At 44.1% G+C, this 19,526-nt stretch carries 17 protein-coding genes and 1 tRNA gene; 17 read left to right on the forward strand and 1 reads right to left on the reverse strand.

What is annotated here, in order from left to right:
- The first annotated feature begins 52 nt into the window (after positions 1-52).
- Positions 53-1,786, forward strand: coding sequence for an adenine deaminase (gene ade, locus B2U56_RS03155; RefSeq protein WP_286952248.1), 1,734 nt, complete (start codon positions 53-55; stop codon positions 1,784-1,786).
- Here the strand turns inward: ade and B2U56_RS03160 are convergent.
- A complete protein-coding gene (locus B2U56_RS03160; RefSeq protein WP_286952250.1) occupies positions 1,757-2,017 on the reverse strand; it encodes a hypothetical protein in 261 nt (86 codons plus the stop codon). The genes ade and B2U56_RS03160 overlap by 30 nt on opposite strands.
- 166 nt (positions 2,018-2,183) lie before the next feature.
- Between B2U56_RS03160 and B2U56_RS03165 the strand changes: the two genes are divergently transcribed.
- The 16 genes from B2U56_RS03165 (at position 2,184) to B2U56_RS03240 (ending at position 19,507) form a co-directional block, all read left to right on the forward strand.
- A tRNA-Gln gene (locus tag B2U56_RS03165) sits at positions 2,184-2,258 on the forward strand.
- A gap of 70 nt (positions 2,259-2,328) precedes the next feature.
- A complete protein-coding gene (glmU, locus tag B2U56_RS03170) occupies positions 2,329-3,741 on the forward strand; it encodes a bifunctional UDP-N-acetylglucosamine diphosphorylase/glucosamine-1-phosphate N-acetyltransferase GlmU (protein WP_333593331.1) in 1,413 nt (470 codons plus the stop codon).
- Complete coding sequence (locus B2U56_RS03175; RefSeq protein ID WP_286952254.1) at positions 3,741-4,709, forward strand: ribose-phosphate diphosphokinase; 969 nt, start codon at positions 3,741-3,743, stop codon at positions 4,707-4,709. Before glmU ends, B2U56_RS03175 begins: the two co-directional genes overlap by 1 nt.
- A gap of 50 nt (positions 4,710-4,759) precedes the next feature.
- Positions 4,760-5,416, forward strand: coding sequence for a 50S ribosomal protein L25 (locus B2U56_RS03180; RefSeq protein WP_286952255.1), 657 nt, complete (start codon positions 4,760-4,762; stop codon positions 5,414-5,416).
- Between the two features lie 6 nt (positions 5,417-5,422).
- Positions 5,423-6,013, forward strand: coding sequence for an aminoacyl-tRNA hydrolase (pth, locus tag B2U56_RS03185; RefSeq protein WP_286952257.1), 591 nt, complete (start codon positions 5,423-5,425; stop codon positions 6,011-6,013).
- Positions 6,014-6,134: 121 nt separating this feature from the next.
- A complete protein-coding gene (locus B2U56_RS03190; RefSeq protein ID WP_286952259.1) occupies positions 6,135-9,212 on the forward strand; it encodes a DEAD/DEAH box helicase in 3,078 nt (1,025 codons plus the stop codon).
- A 2-nt stretch (positions 9,213-9,214) separates the two neighbouring features.
- On the forward strand, positions 9,215-10,060 hold the full coding sequence (gene mazG / locus B2U56_RS03195; protein WP_286952261.1) for a nucleoside triphosphate pyrophosphohydrolase: 846 nt from the start codon (positions 9,215-9,217) through the stop codon (positions 10,058-10,060).
- Between the two features lie 12 nt (positions 10,061-10,072).
- On the forward strand, positions 10,073-11,554 hold the full coding sequence (locus B2U56_RS03200; protein WP_414631796.1) for a pyruvate carboxylase subunit B: 1,482 nt from the start codon (positions 10,073-10,075) through the stop codon (positions 11,552-11,554).
- Positions 11,555-11,570: 16 nt separating this feature from the next.
- Positions 11,571-12,569: a PhoH family protein gene (locus tag B2U56_RS03205; protein WP_013048151.1), complete on the forward strand. Its 999-nt coding sequence runs from the start codon at positions 11,571-11,573 to the stop codon at positions 12,567-12,569.
- Entirely contained in the window at positions 12,541-14,655 is a 2,115-nt protein-coding gene (locus B2U56_RS03210) for an HD family phosphohydrolase (RefSeq protein ID WP_286952264.1), read from the forward strand. Before B2U56_RS03205 ends, B2U56_RS03210 begins: the two co-directional genes overlap by 29 nt.
- 3 nt (positions 14,656-14,658) lie before the next feature.
- Positions 14,659-15,195: an rRNA maturation RNase YbeY gene (ybeY, locus tag B2U56_RS03215; protein ID WP_286952266.1), complete on the forward strand. Its 537-nt coding sequence runs from the start codon at positions 14,659-14,661 to the stop codon at positions 15,193-15,195.
- 2 nt (positions 15,196-15,197) lie between these two features.
- Positions 15,198-16,484, forward strand: a complete 1,287-nt coding sequence (locus tag B2U56_RS03220) for a hemolysin family protein (protein ID WP_213700075.1) — start codon at positions 15,198-15,200, stop codon at positions 16,482-16,484.
- The gene (locus B2U56_RS03225) at positions 16,471-16,914 is read left to right on the forward strand and encodes a cytidine deaminase (protein WP_286952268.1); all 444 of its coding nucleotides are present in this window, start codon (positions 16,471-16,473) and stop codon (positions 16,912-16,914) included. The genes B2U56_RS03220 and B2U56_RS03225 overlap by 14 nt, the downstream gene beginning before the upstream one ends.
- Positions 16,911-17,837 carry a GTPase Era gene (gene era / locus B2U56_RS03230; RefSeq protein ID WP_286952270.1) on the forward strand — a complete coding sequence of 309 codons (927 nt, stop codon included), beginning with the start codon at positions 16,911-16,913 and terminating at the stop codon, positions 17,835-17,837. Before B2U56_RS03225 ends, era begins: the two co-directional genes overlap by 4 nt.
- A gap of 9 nt (positions 17,838-17,846) precedes the next feature.
- Entirely contained in the window at positions 17,847-18,575 is a 729-nt protein-coding gene (recO, locus tag B2U56_RS03235; RefSeq protein ID WP_213700070.1) for a DNA repair protein RecO, read from the forward strand.
- Positions 18,576-18,628: 53 nt separating this feature from the next.
- Positions 18,629-19,507, forward strand: a complete 879-nt coding sequence (locus tag B2U56_RS03240) for a glycine--tRNA ligase subunit alpha (RefSeq protein WP_013048158.1) — start codon at positions 18,629-18,631, stop codon at positions 19,505-19,507.
- Positions 19,508-19,526 lie beyond the last annotated feature (19 nt).

Here is a 19,526-nt window from a genome sequence, read left to right on the forward strand (position 1 = left end):
CTTTGTAGCAACTATTATAAGTGTCTTTTGACCTAAATAGGAGGAGCGCTTCGTGGATATTAAAAAAATGCTAGCAATTGCAAAAGGTGAATTTCCTGCGGATTTGGTGATTAAGAATGCAAGAGTTGCAAATGTTTTTACCCTCGAATATGAAAAAAAAGACGTAGCTTTATACGGCGGGACGATTGCCGGAATTGGAGAAGGATATTCGGGTAAAGAAGAGGTGGATGCTTCTGGGACGGTCCTTGCTCCTGGTTTTATAGAGGGACATTGCCATATTGAGAGTTCAATGCTTACGCCGGCAGGTTTTGCCGAAATGGTTTTGCTTCGAGGGACAACCACCGTTATGGCTGATCCCCACGAAATAGCAAATACATGCGGAATGGATGGGCTTGAGTTTATGTATCGAGAGTCTCTCAACGTCCCCTTGGATATTTTCTTTTCGGCACCTTCCTGTGTTCCGGCCTCTCCTTTTGAAACGCCTCATGAAGAGCTAGATGCCTGGGCTATTAAAAGTTCCTATGAACAAGGGTGGTGTACTGCTCTAGGTGAAGTAATGAACTACCCCGCTGTTATAAACGGGGATGAAGGAATGTGGAGCAAATTACTTGCTTCATGGGATGTGGTAAAGAGTGGCCATGCTCCTGGAGTTACTGGTAAGGAGCTTTGTGCCTATTTGCTGAGTGGTTGTTCCAGTGATCATGAAAGCGCAACTCGGGATGAAGGCTTGGAAAAATTGCGGCGGGGCATGTGGCTTATGATTCGCCAAGGAGCAACAGAACACAATTTAGCGGAACTTTTGCCGTTGATCATTGAAAATGAGGCGCGTTCTTCTCGCGCCATGTTTGTAAGTGACGATCTTACTGCTAAACATATTCACACGAAGGGGCATCTAGATTGTATTGTACGGCTTGCGGTGCAAGAAGGTCTTTCCCCCCTTGCCGCCCTTAGAATGGTCACCCTTTCGCCAGCCTGTTATTTTAAACTGTTTGATAGAGGTGCAATAGCACCTGGATATAGTGCTGATCTCGTGTTGATCGACTCCCTTGAGAGGTGCAATGTTATTCATGTATGGAAGAAGGGGAGATGGACAGTACGCAATGGTGAAGTGTTGAATACTCCTTTTGAACGGGACAGGTGCTATCCCACAGCAGCTGAAGCGCTTTATATCCCCTCCAGGGAGGAACTATCAATACGATCATCAGGGGATAAGAAAATACGTGTTGTGGGCCTTATAAAAGGACAAGTAGTAACTGAGCATTGCATAGAAACGCCTACTGTTCGAAGAGCAGAGGTTATTGCCGATAGCGAAAGAGACCTAGCCAAGATAGTGGTAGTAGACAAAAATAGCGGTAGCAAACGTTTTTTTTCAGGTTTCGTGAAAGGCCTGGGGTTAAATAAAGGAGCACTGGCTTCTTCAGTAGCCCATGACGCTCATAATTTTATCGCTGCAGGTATGGATGATAGTTCCATTGTTAGCGCTTTAAATGAACTTAGGCGCTTAGGAGGCGGACTTGTTGCCGCATTTGAAGATCGGGTTATGGCTTCTCTTCCGCTACCTGTGGGTGGACTCATGTGCGATGGGAATGCCCTTGATGTAATTCAGGCTATAGAAGAAGTAGAGAAGGCAGCCAGAGATCTTGGCACTCCAATGCCCCATCCTTTTATGGCGATGAGCTTTCTTTCTTTGAGTGTCATTCCTGAATTGAAAATAACAGATCAAGGGTATGTGGATTTAAACAGGGGAGGACTCATGTCATTTTTTGTAGATGATGAGGATAATTAGCAGGACAGGTAAAAGAGGGGACCAGGCTATCCACCATCCTACATAAAGCAGAAGATACAGCGATATAACAAGAAGACCACCAACGAACAGTACCCACGTTGTAGTGATCAATCTCTTCTTACCAGACCTGAAGGCTACAGCACCAAGGGGAACGGTGAGAGAAAACATGATTAGCACTATGATAAGAAGTGTTTTTGCCTGTATCAGAGAGAAATCAAAAGGGTTTATCATAAGGCGCTCCTCCTTAAAAGGTAATAATTTTTATTAAGTATAGAGCTTTTTTGATGTATTGACATTCAATTGAAGTGGTGTTTTGCTTATAGGCACATTTGAAAAATTGCAACTCCCTCCTTGACATGATGGGAACCTCTGTTAGTATATTTACCGGCGTTCATACTGGGGTGTAGCCAAGACGGCAAGGCGGCGGACTTTGGATCCGTGATCGCTGGTTCGAATCCAGCCACCCCAGCCATTTAAGACTCAAGCAAGGGGGGACCTACGGTTCCCCTCTTTTGTGTTTTACCACTGATGAAAAGAAGGTGATGGGGGAAGTGACGAAACGTCGAACAGTGGGTGTTTTGATTCTCGCTGCGGGAAAGGGTACGAGAATGAAAAGCAGCCTTCCTAAAGTACTCCAACCTGTTCTCGAAGAACCTCTCCTTTTTTATTCTCTCCAGACGGCTCTGGAGGCAGGATCTGACGGGAGTGCGGTCGTTGTTGGGCATGAAGGTGCGTTGGTGGAATCTTACATGGCCCTGCACTGGCCTGGTGTGCGGTCTATATGGCAACATGAACAGCTGGGGACAGGTCACGCTGTTCAAATAGCAAGGGAATGGTGGCGCTCTTTTTCAGATGTCCTTATAATTCCAGGCGATGCCCCCCTTCTCAGAAGCGACATTCTTGCTGATCTTATTAAAACACATGTTAATTCCCTAGGTGCTTGCACCTTTGCAAGTTTTACAACTCAGAATCCTGATGGATATGGCCGAGTGGTGAGAAGTGGAAAAGGATTGTCTATAATTGAAGAAAAGGATGCATCAGAAGAAATAAAGAAAATAAACGAAGTTAACAGTGGCATATATCTTTTCAGATCCACAGATCTTCTTTCAAACATTGATTTGCTTGCAAATGAAAATGCTCAGGGAGAATATTATTTACCTGATGTAGTGGAGCTTCTCTGCAAGCAGGGAAAGAAAGTAGATGCTGTTTGTTTTAACAACGACGTAGACTTTCAGGGAGTCAATAGCCCCATTCACCTTTCTGAAGTAACATCTATTTTGCGAACTAGGATTTTAAATTACTGGATGGACAAAGGAGTGAAATGCGCAGATCCCGCGAGTATCTTTGTGGGCCCCCGTGTAAAGCTTGAGGGGGACATATGGATCGATCCTTTTGTTCAGATGTATGGGGACACAAGTGTTGGCGAAGGGACCCGTGTGGGAAGTCATTCTCTTATTCGTAACTCTAAAATTGGCAGAGATGTTAACATTATAAATTTTGTCTCTATAGCTTCAAGTGAAATAGAGGACCATGCTACAATTGGACCGTTCACCTATATAAGAGAGAACTCTCATATTGGTGAGGGCGCTTTTGTGGGGAAATTCGTGGAAATTAAAAAAAGCTCAATTGGTTCCGGCAGCAAAGTGCCCCATCTTTCCTATATAGGAGATGGCGTGATTGGCAGCAAAGTGAACATAGGCGCAGGAACAATAACATGTAATTATGACGGTGTTGCCAAAAATCCCACTCACATTGGTGATCGATGTTTTGTGGGAAGTAATACAATGTTAGTCGCACCGGTGACTCTTGGTGATGACTCTTACACAGCGGCAGGATCAGTAATTACTAAGGATGTCCCAGAAGGGGCCCTTGCTGTTGCTCGAGCTAAACAGAAAAATATCGAGGGATGGGTTTCGCGCCGTGAAGGCAGCAGAAAAGAAGGGGGTAAAGAGTGATGGGTTCCAGTTCCAGGGAACTGAAGATTTTTTCGGGAACAGCCCATCCGGAATTCGCCAGAAGAATCTGTGCGGAACTGGGTGTAGGGCTTTCTCGGGCCAAACATTACCGATTTTCTGATGGAGAGCTGGGACTTTCCATTGAAGAGAGTGTTCGGGGAGCGGATGTCTTTGTGGTTCAGCCCACATGCAATCCTGTTAATGAACACCTTATGCAGCTTTTTATAATGCTAGATGCACTGAAGCGAGCCTCTGCTTACCGCATTAATGTGGTCACACCTTATTTTGGGTATGCCCGCCAGGATCGAAAAACAAAGGCTAGAGATCCTATTTCTGCTAAACTTGTGGCGGACCTTCTTGAGCATAGTGGCGCATCCCGCCTTATAACAGCAGATCTCCATGCTGGACAGATCCAGGGTTTTTTTGATATTCCTGTAGACCACCTGACTGGCGTTCCTCTCTTGGCGAATTACTTCAAAGAGAATTTCCCCAGTGAGATAAAGAGAGAAGAAGTAGTGGTTGTAGCTCCAGATGTAGGTGGAGTCGTTAGGGCTCGTCGTTTTGCTGTGACGTTAAATGCGGATCTCGCTATTGTCGACAAGCGTCGCTCCCATGATGTGGCGAATCTTTGTGAGGTAATGGAAATTATTGGTGATGTGGAAGGAAAAGTGGCTATTCTTATAGACGATATCATCGATACAGCCGGCACGATTTGCAACGCTGCTGCAGCTTTGAAAGAGCGTGGAGCACAAAAAGTCTATGCTTGTGCCACCCATGGCGTTCTTTCTGGTCCAGCTCTTGAAAGATTGGAAAAAGCAGAAATTGACAGCGTTATTCTTACAGACACGATTCCATTGCCTGAAAGTAAAAACTTAGATAAAATTACACAGTTATCTATTGCTCCGCTCTTTGCAGAGGCAATAGCGCGAGTGCACAGCGATCGATCTGTAAGCAGCTTGTTCAGTTAAAAGCGTTGCTTATGTTGGCGATTTGTTTTCTAAAAGGAGGATGTTTGTAGATGGCGGACATGGTTAAGATTGTTCTCGAGGAAAGAAACGAGAAGGGAAAGCAGGCTGTCAAGAAATTAAGACCTACGGGCTATGTCCCGGCAGTTTTTTATGGTCCAGAATATAAGGATGCCGTTACAGTGAAAGTAAAGGCGTCAGATATAGCTGCGGTCATTCGTTCTGGCCACTGGGAAACAGTGCGTTTTAACGCATCACTTCCTAATGGCAGGGAAGAGATGTGCCTCATGAGAAATATACAGAGGAATCTTCTTAATAACGAGATTATTCATATTGATTTTATCCAACTTCTGAAAGGACATAAAATAGCGGTGAATATCCCCGTAGTCCTTGAGGGCAGAGAAGATTGTGTTGGATTAAAACATGGTGGCATTCTTGAGCAGCTTCTATATGAAGTTGAGATTGAAGTGTTGCCAACGGAAATACCAAATTCTGTTTCTATCGATGTTTCAGGATTGAATGTGGGAGAAGGTTTTTCAGTGAAAGATCTAGCCCTTCCAAAAAGCGCCGATATCCTGGTGGATTTGGAAGAGTTGGTTGTTACTGTAGCTCAACCCAAGGCTGAAGTTGAAGAAGAGGAAGAAGAGGTAGTAGAGGCAGGAGAAGTGGAAGTAGTGGCTAAGGGTAAGGCTAAGGAGGAAGAGGAGTAGTTTCTTTTGCGAGTTATTGTTGGCCTTGGTAACCCTGGGATAGAGTATGCTTTAACGCGGCATAATATAGGCTGGATGGTTCTTGACCGTTTATGCGGTCGCTATTCTGCTGGGAATGCCTCATTAAAATTTGAGGGCATGGTATGGGGGCCATTATTTATTAAAGGCGAAAAATGTTTGTTGCTTAAACCCCTTACGTTTATGAATCTTAGCGGAAGATCAGTAGCTCAAGTTTGCCATTATTACCAGATTTTACCTGAAGAGACTCTTGTCATAAGCGATGATGCGGCTCTTCCTTTTGGACAATTGCGGTTAAGAACGAAAGGTTCAGCAGGAGGCCATAATGGTCTTGCTTCAGTTTTGGGAGCTTTAAGAACCCTTGGGGTCCCACGGCTCCGTGTAGGCGTGGGAGCTGCTCCAACAGAACGGGATATGGTGTCGTGGGTCATAGGGACTTTTCTTCCAGAAGAAAGGTCTTTGCTGCCTGATGTTATAGAGAAGGCTGCGGATGCAGTGGAGCTTTGGCTCATGGAAGAAATTCAAACAGCCATGAGTCAGATAAATATCAGGGATAAAACCGGATCAGGCGAAAGTTGATCACAATGGCGAGACTCAGTCTCGCCATTGTTGTTATAAACGAAAATAAGGGTGGATTCTCATTTTTGTCTTTGATGCACGGAATAAAACAACAAGTTTGCTTTGGGATATTAGAGATGAAATGTGGAAGAGTGGGGAGCAGGTACATCTCCCTATCGATGGAGGAGCACGCGCCTGGATATTAGGTGGGGCTTCTGTGCCTCTTCTTGTGGTTTTTTCAGATCAACGCCAAGCTGAGGATTTTGTATCAGACTATGAAAATCTATGGGAAGGGGAGATAGTTCGACTCCTTTATGAACTCCCTCTCAGTGTTGAGGGGGTACGTAATAAACCTTTGCTTTTACAAAGAGGAGAAACCCTATCTAAGTGGAAACAGGAAAGAGGCATCCTTGCTACTTCCCCAGGAGGGTTGCTTTCCCCTTTCTTAACAGGGGAAGATGTTTTTCCATTAAGAAGGGAAATGGGCGAGGAAAGGGGACGTCTTCTTCATTGGCTAGAAGCCGCTGGGTATGAACGAGTCGATCTTGTGTGGACCCCAGGACAATATGTTGTTAGAGGGTTTATTGTAGATGTCTATGATCCTGCCTATGCTCTTCCGATTCGGATAGAGTTCTTTGATGAAATAGTCGAGAGCATTCGTTCTTTCCATCCCCAAACCCAGATGAGTGCCGCAAACCTTGATGAAATAGAGATCCATAGCATAACGACGGCACGCGAGAAAAAACTGGAAGAAATGATTCCAGACTCTTGCCATACAGTGCTTTTCGAGCCCTCGCAAATTGAAAATAAAGCGGAGTCATACCGATGGCTATGGGAGGATCTGCGACACAAGGCGGAAGTTTCCTCCCTCAGCACGTGGCCTGATTTTTCATTGTCTCTACTTACAAATAAACCTAAAATTCGTATTAGCGCAGCTGTTGCCCGTTCTCGAGTAGCGTTGCCTATTCAGGAGTGCCCCCATTTCAGGGGAGATATGGATAAATTCCGATGGAATTGTCAGTACTGGAGGCAAGAGGGGTATTCTATCCATCTTATTTCCTCGGGAACCTCCCTTCAAAATGATAATGAGCTAAAGGACAAGCTCGTTTTTCATAAGGGGTCACTTTCAAAGGGATTTATAGATGAATATCGAAAAACAGTATTAATCTCAGATTTTGAAATAGGAGGGCTCAGTCTCTCTTCACACAGCAAGCCATGGAGAGCTCTTCCTATGGACTGGAAAGAACGCCTAACCGAAAATCAGCTAGTAGTTCACGAAGATTACGGTGTTGCGGTGTACAGGGGAGTAGAAGAGATTGCCTCAGGAGGGGAACGTTTTGATTCTCTAATTCTTGAGTTTGCCAACAAACAAAGATTGCTTGTACCCTTTATGCAAATTTATAAGATAGATTCTCTACCCGAAGAAGCAACTGCAGAAACAGTGCTTGATTCTTTACGGGGGACACGATGGAAAAGGGCAGTTGAAAAAACAAGAGAACGAGTAAGGGAAGAAGTAAAGAATCTCGTTCGTCTTTATGCTCGCAGAGAACTCTTAAAAGGATATGCTTTCCCAGTGGCATCAGAGATTTATAGACACTTTGTAGAGACTTTCCCCTATGTTGAAACGCCAGATCAGCTTCGTGCGGAGCAAGAGATATTGCAGGATATGGAAAGCTCACATCCTATGGACAGGCTATTGGTGGGAGATGTGGGGTTCGGGAAAACAGAAATTGCTATGCGTGCTGCTTTTAAGGCATCAGAAGCAGGGAAGCAGGTAGTAGTACTTGTGCCCACTACAATTCTCGCACAACAACACTATCATACTTTTCGAAGCCGTATGGCGGGTTTTCCTATTAGGGTTGAGGTTTTATCACGCTTTGTTTCAACATCGAGGCAAAAACGTATTTTAGAAGACACTAAAAAAGGGCTGGTGGATATCCTTATTGGGACACAGCGTTTGCTCCAGAAAGACATTGAATTTAAAGATCTTGGACTTCTGATTATCGATGAAGAGCATCGTTTCGGGGTTATGCATAAAGAAAAGCTTAAAGATACAAGGGAGGGACTAGACGTTTTAACGCTTTCCGCGACTCCCATTCCGCGGACCTTATCTCTTTCATTACGTGGATTGCGAAGTTTTTCTATAATTTCAACGCCTCCTTATAACAGGGTACCAGTCTTAACAATGGTGGGGCCAAGAAGAAAGAATCTTATCCACCGGGCTGTGTTGCAAGAATTAAATAGAGGGGGACAGGTTTTCTTTGTTTCTAACCGGATTAATCGCCTTAAGGGAAAATACGAAGAACTGAAAACAATGTTTCCAGAGGCTAGAATATGTATGGCCCATGGACAGATGGCCGAAAAAGATCTTGAAAGAACCATGTTAGATTTTTACAATGGTAACCTGGACATTCTTGTGTGTACGACTATTGTAGAAAGTGGTCTTGACATCCCTCGGGCTAATACTCTTATCGTTGATGACGCCCAAGAGCTTGGTCTTGCACAGATGTACCAGCTCAGAGGACGTGTTGGACGGAGGGAAGAAGGGGCATACGCTTACTTCCTTTATCCTGAAACTATGCCTCTACAGAAAGAAACAATTGAACGCTTCGAGGCTATATCTGCCTTTTCAGACATAGGATCGGGTTATAGTTTAGCCCTCCAGGATCTGCAGATAAGGGGAAGTGGCGATATTATAGGAGTGTCACAACATGGACAGGATGAGCGCATAGGTTATCATTTTTATTATAAAATGCTTGAGGAGGAAATAGCCCGAATCCGGGGAGAGCTTTTTCCTGAAACGCAGGTAGATAGTGAGCTTACAGGGACTATTCCCTCAGCATATATTCCTCAGGATACCATACGTATTACTCTTTACAGGAGGTTGTTGAAAAGCAATGACTTGAGGGAGTTGAACCAGTTAAGGAAGGAAATACGGGATCGTTTTGGCCCCCTTCCAGATTCTATGACATACCTTATCGATACAGCAATTGTAAGGGTTTCTGGAGCTTCTGCAGGTCTAACTTCTGTAGTATCAGGGAGTGATAAGACTATAGTCATAATAAAAAATGATCGAATACACCAAAGGCTATGCAGCTTTAAAGGATGGATCAGAACAACAGATCGTATTATTGGTCCTGGAGGCTATAAAGGAATGAGTGACTTATCAGAAGCGATTTGGTCTCTTCTTTGTAAAAATGCTAAAAAAAATGGGGGGTAAATATGGATATCACAGAGAACTTTTTACTCGGACAACTTGTGGAGATTATGTCGCGGCTTAGGTCTCCTGAAGGTTGCCCTTGGGATAGGGAACAAACCTTTGAAAGCTTGAGAAGTCACATAATAGAAGAAGCATATGAACTGGTAGAAGCCATTACTCAGCAGGATAAAGACGAAATACGAGAAGAAGCGGGAGATGTTTTGCTTCAGATTGTTTTTGTTGCTCAGCTTGCTCGAGAAAAGGGCTTATTTGACATTAAAGATGTAATATCCGAAATTTGTGATAAGCTCATACGAAGGCATCCTCACGTTTTTGGCGATGTTAATGTGAGAGGAAGCGCTGATGTTCTTGTGAATTGGGAGAAAATCAAGGTTCGCGAAAAATCGACCCAAAAACGTGACGATACCTCTATTTTGGCGGGAATTCCCGAGAGTTTGCCGCCTTTATTAAAAGCGTACCGAATTCAATCTAAAGTTTCTCATGTTGGTTTTGATTGGGAGAAAGGTGATATTGCTCCTCTTGTTGGAAAGGTAAAGGAAGAGTTACGAGAAGTGGAAGTGGCTACTCTGCGAGAGCAACAACAGGAGATGGAGGAAGAGATAGGCGACCTGCTCTTTTCTGTAGTTAATCTTTCCAGACATTTGGGAGTGAACCCGGATGTAGCCTTACAGCGTGCAAACAGGAAGTTCGAGTATCGTTTTCGTCAGGTAGAAATAATGGTTCACAAAGAGGGAAAAGAATGGTCTGATTATGATTTACAAGAGCTCGATGTTCTATGGGATAAGGCGAAGAATTTTACCATTTCAACGAAGCGGCCAAAAAAGGCTTGCGATTCATCATTACAGTAATGGGGGCTGTGAATGATAATGAATGAAGAAAAGGGTAAAAACACGGTCAAAATCGGGAAGAATGAGAGAAGCGCAAAGGTTGGAAAGATTGAGAACTTGAATGTTCCGAAGGTGCGCGTAACCGAAACGGCATTGAGAGATGCCCATCAGTCTCTTATGGCTACAAGGATGCGTATAGAAGATATGCTCCCTGTAGCTGAGATGATGGATGAAATAGGGTACCACTCTCTTGAGGTTTGGGGTGGCGCTACTTTCGATTCATGCATGCGTTTCCTTGATGAAGATCCCTGGGAAAGGTTAAGGGGCCTCCGTAAAATGTTTAAGAAAACGAAGCTCCAGATGCTTCTGAGGGGGCAAAATATTGTAGGATATAGGCATTATGCAGATGATACTGTGCGGGAATTTGTAAAGAGAGCAGTAGGAAATGGTCTTGATATCATTCGAATATTTGATGCTCTTAATGACTTGAGAAATATGGAAGTTGCAGCAGATCAGGTGAAAAAAGAAGGGGCCCATCTGCAACTTTCAATTTCCTACACCCTCTCTCCTGTTCACACTTTATCTGCATTTGCAGACCTTTCAGTCAAGATGAAAGAGATGGGTGCAGATTCTATCTGCATAAAAGATATGGCAGGTCTCTTAAGTCCAGTAGATGCCTCTAAACTGGTAAAAGCCATTAAAAAGAATACAGGACTCCCAGTTCAGGTCCACTCTCATTACACGAGCGGCATGGCATCTATGGCTTATCTAGCTTCTATTGAAGCTGGTGCAGACGTGGTAGATTGCGCCATATCCCCATTCTCTATGGGGACAAGCCAGCCTCCTACGGAATCTCTGGTAGCAGCGTTGGCCGGCGGTCCTTATGATACAGAAATGAAACTGGAGAAGCTTGTACCAGTAGCCAATCACTTTAAACAGATTCGCGAAAAATATAAAGATATCTTTGTGAGCTTGACAGCAGTAGACGTGAATGTTCTTATATATCAGATTCCTGGAGGAATGTACTCTAATCTCGAAAGTCAGCTGAAAGAGCAGAACGCGATGAATAGACTCGATGAGGTGTTGCAAGAAGTACCCCGTGTCCGCAAAGAGATGGGTTACCCCCCACTCGTAACGCCGACGAGCCAGCTTGTGGGGACTCAGGCTACTCTCAACGTCTTAGTAGGGGAGCGCTGGAAAATTATACCGAAAGAAGTGCGAAGCTATCTCATGGGATACTACGGCAAACCCCCGGCAGAAGTTGATCCTGAAATTAGAAAGAAAGCCATAGGGGATGAAGTGCCCATCACATGCCGTCCCGGAGAAAAAATTGAACCAGAAATGGAAGAAGCGAAAAAGGCAGTGGAAGCATGGGCTCTTCAGCCGGAAGACGCACTTTCTTACGCATTATTCCCGGCAGTAGCCAAAGATTTCCTAATGAAAAAATATGCTCAAAAAACAAAAAGGGATATCGGTCTTGAAACACTAGTTGATGGAACCGGTTATCCCGTATAGAGGATTAGAAAAATATATGAATGAAAATCATTTGAAAGAGTCGGAAATGGGCACCTATTCTCAGACAATGGTGGTTTCTGATCAGGATATTATGGAACGCCTTGCAGGAAATAACGATGAAAACTTTCGTGTTATTGAAGAACGTTTTCCCGTGCGTCTTGTAGTTCGAGGAGAGCAAATCACGGTACAAGGGCCTGATAATGACGTTGTTCAGACTGTATTTCGTTACCTTGAAGAACTTTTTAAGGTGGCAAAACAGGGGCATCAAATATTAGTTGCTGATGTTCGGTATGGTATGGATATGATCGCTGTGGAGGGGAAGGCAGATCTTGCCCCCCTCTACAATGATGTTATTTGTACAACAGCGAGAGGCAAGCCTGTTCGCCCTAAGACGGGTGGCCAGAAACTGTACATAGAGGCTATGCGTGCTCACGATATCGTTTTTGCTATAGGCCCGGCAGGAACAGGCAAGACATACCTGGCCGTATGTCATGGAGTGGCCATGTTAAAAGCTGGAGCCATCAGTCGCATTGTTCTTGTGCGTCCAGCAGTGGAAGCTGGTGAAAGTCTTGGATATTTGCCAGGGGATCTTAGAGAAAAAGTTGAGCCTTACGTTCGGCCTCTTTATGATGCTTTTTATGATCTTTTTTCGCCAGAGCGTTTTTTGCGATATATAGATAAAAATGTTATAGAAATAGCTCCCCTTGCTTATATGAGAGGAAGGACCTTGAATGATAGTTTTATCATTCTCGATGAGGCTCAGAATACAACGCCTGAGCAGATGAAAATGTTTTTAACCCGTCTTGGTTTCGGATCTAAGGCAGTGGTGACAGGAGATATTACCCAGATAGATCTCCCTTCTGGGAAAAAGTCAGGCTTAATTCAAGTGAGAGAAATTCTGGAGGGGATAAAAGGAATTGCCTTTCTTGAGCTTACCAACCGCGATGTGGTACGCCACGAAATAGTACAACGAGTGGTTAGGGCGTATGAAGAATATGAAAATAGGAAGCAGTAATTTGAATATTTTTAAAAAAATGAATCGAATAAGCTCAAGAATATCGATGAAGGAAGATGTCTTTCGTTTGACTTCCGTGTTCTTGCTTCTCTTTTTTGCGGTCCTTCTTATTCTTGCGCGGTGGTTCTTTGATGGCGGGCGGGCCGGCTTTGTACAGGGTCATCCTGCCCCTCGTACTTATCTTGCCATATCCCCTATGAAATATATTGATGAAGAGAAGACAAATCTCCTTCGCAGCCGTGTTGAAAGCACTATATCAGGAGTCCTTGTTAAGGATACAGAAGCCATAAACACCATGACATCCCAGCTTAAATCTCTTGAAGCAGGAGACTTTCAGGGCGCCATGATTCCTAAGGACCTTATTGCCATTTTACAAGAGATGCCAGAACGAAGGAGACAAACAACTCTCAAAGCAGTTGCAACTATCGGTTTCCAGTTCCTTATAAAAGAAAACAATGGTGACGAATTTGCGACTCCTGCCCCAGAAAAGCTTTGGGGGAAAATTGAAGAATTGAACTTCCCGGCAGAGATGAATAATCTTATCTATCAGATTCTGGAAGCTGTCCTTCGACCTGCGGTTAAAATTGACGAAGAGTTAACACAGGGGCTTCGTAATGATCTGGCCGCAAGCCTCAAACCAATAGAGCAGTATCTCAAGGTTGGGGATGTTATCGTAGAAAAGGGAAAGATCATAACTCCTCAGCTTTCTCGTATTCTTCTATCACAAGGATATCTTCAGCAGCAATTCCCGTGGAAGATCCTTCTTTTTTCTGCTCTATTAATCTTTTGCTGGCCTTTTTGGATTAAGTTGCCGGCTTTTGCAGCAGGAAGTCGACAAAAATATGAAGCAAACGAAATATATATTGCTTGTATAGTAGGGGCCTATTGGTTTGCTGAATATATTTCTGGTCTGTTGGGAGCCCGGGGAGTGGCTATTATTACTTTGTCAGGTTGGGTATATCTTGTTCTGCCCTTTACTCTTGGATTCCAGGTTGTTTTTGGGGCGTCTATTATAGCCTCTATTCTACTGACATCCTTCTCAACATCAGGAATAGTTCTTGTGAGTTTTATGGGCCTGGTGGCAGCTATGACGGGGCCTTTTTTCTTAAAAGATGTTCACTCCAGAAGCCATTTATGGAGACAGCTTTTTATCGCAGGCTTGCTTCCTGTCTTTGCTGGAGTGTTAGCGCGATGGACCATAGCACTAGAAATGTCATGGCAGGTGTTTTTGTTTGCCTGTCTTGGAGAGGCCTTATGGGGTACGGTGGTCATTGCTTTCCTGCCAATCTGGGAAAACTTTTTTGATATAATGTCACCTCTGCGCCTTATGGAGCTTTCATATCCGACTCAGCCATTATTGAAAAAACTCCAGATAGAGGCCCCGGGCACATACCACCATTCTCTGATGGTGGGGACATTGGCAGAAACAGCAGCAGATAGACTTGGCATGAATGCATACCTTGTTAGAGCAGGTGCGTATTATCACGATATAGGCAAGCTAAGGCGCCCTCACTTTTTTGTTGAAAATCAAATGGAAGGTGAAAATGTTCATGATGAGCTAACGCCATCCCTTTCTGCCCTTGTTATCATCGCCCATGTACGAGAAGGTTTGGAAATTGCGGAGGAATATAATTTACCAGGAAAGCTCCGCCAGTTTATAGCGGAACATCATGGAACTACATGTCTTTCTTATTTTTTCCGCAAATCAAGTTCTCAGGGGGAGAAATTACCTCGAGAGCAGTTTTGTTATCCTGGGCCAAGACCCACTAGCAGGGAAACGGCATTGTTAATGCTGGCAGATTCGGTAGAAGCAGCTGTCCGCGCAGATCGGCGAAATATTTCGGGGATACAAGACCTGGAAAAGGTTATATCTGGCGTCGTTGAGTCTAAAGTAGTCGAGGGACAGCTTGACGATGTTGATTTTACTTTAAAAGATTTAGCAGAAATAAAAGAGGCCTTGATCTATGCCCTTCAATCAGTTTATCATGGCCGTAAGGTTAAAGAAATACAATCGTCAGACGAGAGTAATCAAAGCCTAGCTCCCAGCCAGGGCGGGGAGAATTCTCAAAGCAAACAGGAGGAGTAATAGGTGAAGGTTCATTTATGTTTAGACAGTGTGGATGATGGAGAATCCGAAAGTATTAGGGCCCTCAGAAAACTTGAGGGCTGTGAGGAAGTGTTGGAACGGGTTGTTCAGCGTCTTTTTCAGGGGGGATACGAAAACCAGCAAGCAGAAGTATCTATTTCTATAGTTTCCACCACGGAAATGCAGGAAATTAATAGGGAATATAGAGGAATAAACCAGCCAACAGATGTCCTTTCTTTCCCCATGTGGGAAGAGGGAGAAGAGTTTTGCCCCCCCAGCGGATGGAAGACGCTTCCTTTGGGCGACATACTCATTTGTGAAGAAGTGGTCAGGGAGAATGCAAGGCAAAACGACGTTTCGTATATAGAAGAGCTTTACCTGATAGTAGCCCACGGCTTTCTTCACCTCTTAGGTATAGACCATGATACCGTCGAAAAACAGGAGATGATGTGGTCTCTCCAATCAGTAATTCGTGACGAATGGCTTTTGGCTCTCAATAAGATTCAAAGTGGTTCCCCCATTGAAGGAGGATTGATTTGATAGTGGATATTCCTGCATCTGCTATTAAAGCTTTGATCTTTCTCCTCTTCCTTATAATTTGTTCCGCATTCTTCAGCAGCGCAGAAACGGCTATAACTGCAGCAGGGAGAGGAAAACTGCTAGCGCTTCAAGAACGCCACCCATATCAGCGTCGTTTTTTTCAGTGGCTTGTAGGAGACGTCCAACGTGCTCTCACGATTACTCTTGTTTCAAATAATCTTGTTAATATTGCGGCCAGTGCTGTTGCGACTTCCCTGGCGATTCTTCTTTTTGGCCATAGAGGAGTGCTCTGGGCAGTTATAATAATGACCGTTGTCATTGTTATCTTCGGCGAGGTTTTACCTAAAAGCATTGCTATCATAAAATCAGAGGCTATATTGATCTTTACTCTTCCCATCCTTAGGTTGCTTGGAGTAGTTTTCTCTCCCTTCATCTGGATTATGAACCGACTTGTGCGGGTGCTTGGTCTTCTTTTCGGTGTAGATCTCCGCATGCAGCATACCTTTGTGACAAGGGAAGAAATAGAGCAAATGGTGAATATAGGAGAAGCTTCAGGTGCCCTTGAGGCAGTGGAGCGAAAGATGATCCATGGAATCATCTCTTTTGAAGAAACTCGTGTTTACGAGATTATGGTTCCTAGAACTGACATAAACGCTATAGCAAACGATGCAAGCATCGGAGATTCAGTGGCTATTTTTCAGGAGTATGGACATTCAAGAATTCCTGTCTTCGATGAGAGCCTGGATGATATTGTAGGGATTCTTTATGCGAAAGATGCCATCCCCTATCTCTTTTCTGGAAAGATTGACGAGCCTGTATCAAAACTGAAAAGAGATGCTCTTTTTGTTCCGGAAACTATGAAAATCGTTGATGTTTTTAACATAATGAAAAATAGAAGGGTACATATGGCTATCGTAGTTGACGAATATGGCGGAACGGCTGGACTTGTTACTCTTGAAGACCTGCTTGAAGAGATAGTTGGAGAAATTCAAGATGAGTACGATTTTGAAACAGCGCCGGTTCTCAAAGAAACGGGTGGGAATTATCTTGTACAGGCCAATGTGAGCCTGGAAGACTTAAGTGAAACCCTTGCCTATCCTTTTGAATCAGAAGATGCAGAAAGTGTGGGAGGTCTGGTCCTCTCATTAACAGGGGGATTCCCTGAAAAAGGGGCACTTCTTCAATATGGAAAATGGGAAATAGAAGTTCTTGATGTGGAAGATCACAGGATAAAGCTTTTGAGGTTTCACGAAGTGCTATTAAAGGACGAAGAAAATGAAGAAGACTGAAGACAAGAGCCCTAAGTGGGCTTTCAGCGCAATTTCGCCTCTTAGACTGCTTAAAGAGGCAAGAGAGGCTCAATACTATTCATATAGCCCTTATTCCCATTTCCCTGTGGGGGCGGCTCTACTTCTTGGAAATAATGAGGTTATCAAAGGTTGCAATGTAGAAAACGCATCTTATGGTATGACCCTTTGTGCCGAGCGGAATGTAATAGCTCAGATGGTAGCTTTGGGGAAAAAGGATCCCCAGGCCATCGCCATTGTGGGGAAAATAGGTACCCCCTGCTATCCCTGTGGGGCGTGTTTGCAGGTTATGTGGGAATTTAATCCGGATATGATCCTTGTTTTTGAAAAGGAAAATAATAAAGCAGAGACGATGTTGTTGCGAAATCTTCTCCCATATCCTTTTAGCAGAGAGGGCATGAAGGACGAATGAGAGAAGCTGCAATGAACTTTAAGTTTGGAGTGGTGCCCATTGTCGGGCGCCCCAATGTAGGGAAATCATCGTTGCTTAACAATATTCTTGCTTACAAGGTGTCTATTGTCTCTGAGAAACCGCAGACGACGAGAAATGCTATTCATGGCATATATAATGAGCCTGAAATGCAGATAGTTTTTACAGATACTCCAGGGATCCATAGGCCTCGTCACAGGCTGGGCGAAGCCCTTGTAAAGGCTGCCGTCCGTTCCCTAGAAAATGCAGACCTTATCCTGTATGTGGTAGAAGTTGATGACATCTCAATTCCGCCGGAAGACGATAGGATCATCGAGATACTCCAAGAAGTTTCCACTCCAATTTTCCTTGTAGTTAATAAAATAGACCAGGTCCAGCAAAGTGAAAGAAGACTTATGGCCGTAGCGTCTCTTTTTAAAGAAAAGTTGCCTATAGTTGGTGCCTTAGGTGTTTCAGCTAAGAAAGGTTACAATATAGACAAACTTGTACAAATTCTTAAAGATAAACTCCCGGCCGGGTTCCCATGGTACGACGAAGAGATTCTTACTGACCGTCCGGAACGTTTTTTAGCGGGTGAGATTATACGGGAAAAGGTATTGCTGCTTACTCATGAAGAGGTCCCTCATAGTGTTGCTGTAGAAGTGGAAGAATACAAAAGTCCAGACGAATATCCAGAAAGGGACGTTCTTTATATTCGTGCCAATCTTGTTGTAGAAAGAGAAGGGCAGAAGACTATCCTTATAGGGAAAAAGGGGAGTAAAATAAAAAAAATTGGAAGCTTTGCCCGTTCTGATATAGAAACAATGACGGGTCATAGGGTTTTTCTTGACCTTTGGATAAAGGTTAGGCCAGCTTGGCGTAAATCTGAAGGTGAGCTTTGGAGAATGGGGTATATAGAAAGGTGATACGTTGCTGTGGATTTTTTAACCCAAGGACTTTTTCGCAGTTCTGGAGTGGTGCTGCGTCGTAGGATTAGCGCAGAAGGCGATATCTCCCTACACCTTTTCCTCAAAGGAGTTGGCCCCGTATGGGTCCAGGCCCCAGGTTCCGCTCGTGGAAGGGGTCGGTTTGGTGGTGCGACAGAACCATTGACATGGGGGTCATTTAATCTTTATAAAGGGCCTAAACATCTTTATTTAAAGACCATAGATGTGAAAGATGACATGTGGACGTTACGCCTTGATCCTGAAAAGCTTCATTCAGCTTTGGAATGGAATAGAATGGTTTCTCGCTACACCTGTTCCGGCGTGGCTGAAGATGATGTTTTGATTCTTTTGTATTGGACTATGCGTTCTTTGTGCGAGGGTGCCAATCCACTATTTCTTTCTTGGCGGCTGCTGTGGAGATGGCTTTATATACGTGGGGAGGCTCCTGATCTATCAAAATGTGAACAGTGTGGAGTTGCTTTAAAAGACGCTGTTTATTGGTCTGATTCAGGGTTTCTTTGCCAAAACTGTAGTTCAAACGGGGGCAGTTCAATGATTGCTTCGAGAGAGCTGAGACTTCTTCAGGCGGCGGCCATGTTGCCCCGCCGAAATCTTATTTCTTTTTCTTCCCAAGGAGCTCCTTCAGATGGTACAGAGAAAGCTTTCTGGAAAACGCAGATTGGACGTTTAAAGATGATTCTTGACAGAAGTTGTTAAAAATAGACAATCCTACAAAGATAAAAGGTTTTATCGCAAGGGAGGTTTTTTATGTGAACTTTCAAGAAATTATTTTCCGTCTCGAACGTTTTTGGGCTGAACAGGGATGTGTTATACAACAGCCATATGACATAGAAGTTGGGGCTGGAACTATGAATCCTGCAACTGCTCTACGGGTACTTGGCCCCGAACCATGGAAAGTTGCATACGTTGAGCCTTCTAGAAGACCTACAGACGGACGTTACGGTGAAAATCCCAATAGGTTGCAGCATTATTATCAGTATCAGGTTATTGTTCAACCAGCGCCTGAAAACATTCAGGAGATCTATCTTGCCAGCCTTGGTGCCCTAGGCATAGAGCCCCAAGAACATGATATCCGTTTTGTTGAAGACGATTGGGAATCTCCAACCGTAGGGGCCTGGGGGCTGGGCTGGGAAGTTTGGCTTGATGGAATGGAAGTGACTCAGTTTACCTATTTTCAGCAGGTTGGCGGTGTAGATATGGCTCTGGTTCCTGCGGAGCTGACCTATGGCATTGAGCGTATAGCCATGTTCGTACAGAAAGTGGAGAATGTATATGATCTTGCCTGGGTTGATAATGTAACATACGGAGATATTCACCATTGGGATGAAGTGGAGTTTTCTCACTATAATTTTGAAATAGCAGACACGGATATGCTTTTTAAACTTTTTACCATGTATGAAGCGGAGGCGAATCATATCCTTGCTGAAGGGTATGTACTTCCTGCTTATGATTATGTACTGAAGTGTTCCCACACTTTCAATCTTCTGGATGCAAGGAATGCTATTAGTGTAACGGAACGAACAGGCTACATCTCCCGTATTCGGGCCCTTGCGAGTCTTTGCTGTGAAAGATATGCGGGAAGCCGCAAAGAGATGAACTATCCTTTTATGAATAAATTTTCTCGCTAGACCATGGAAGAGGTGAAGA

It is taken from the genome of Aminobacterium sp. UBA4987, from assembly GCF_002396985.1.
GTDB lineage: Bacteria > Synergistota > Synergistia > Synergistales > Aminobacteriaceae > Aminobacterium > Aminobacterium colombiense.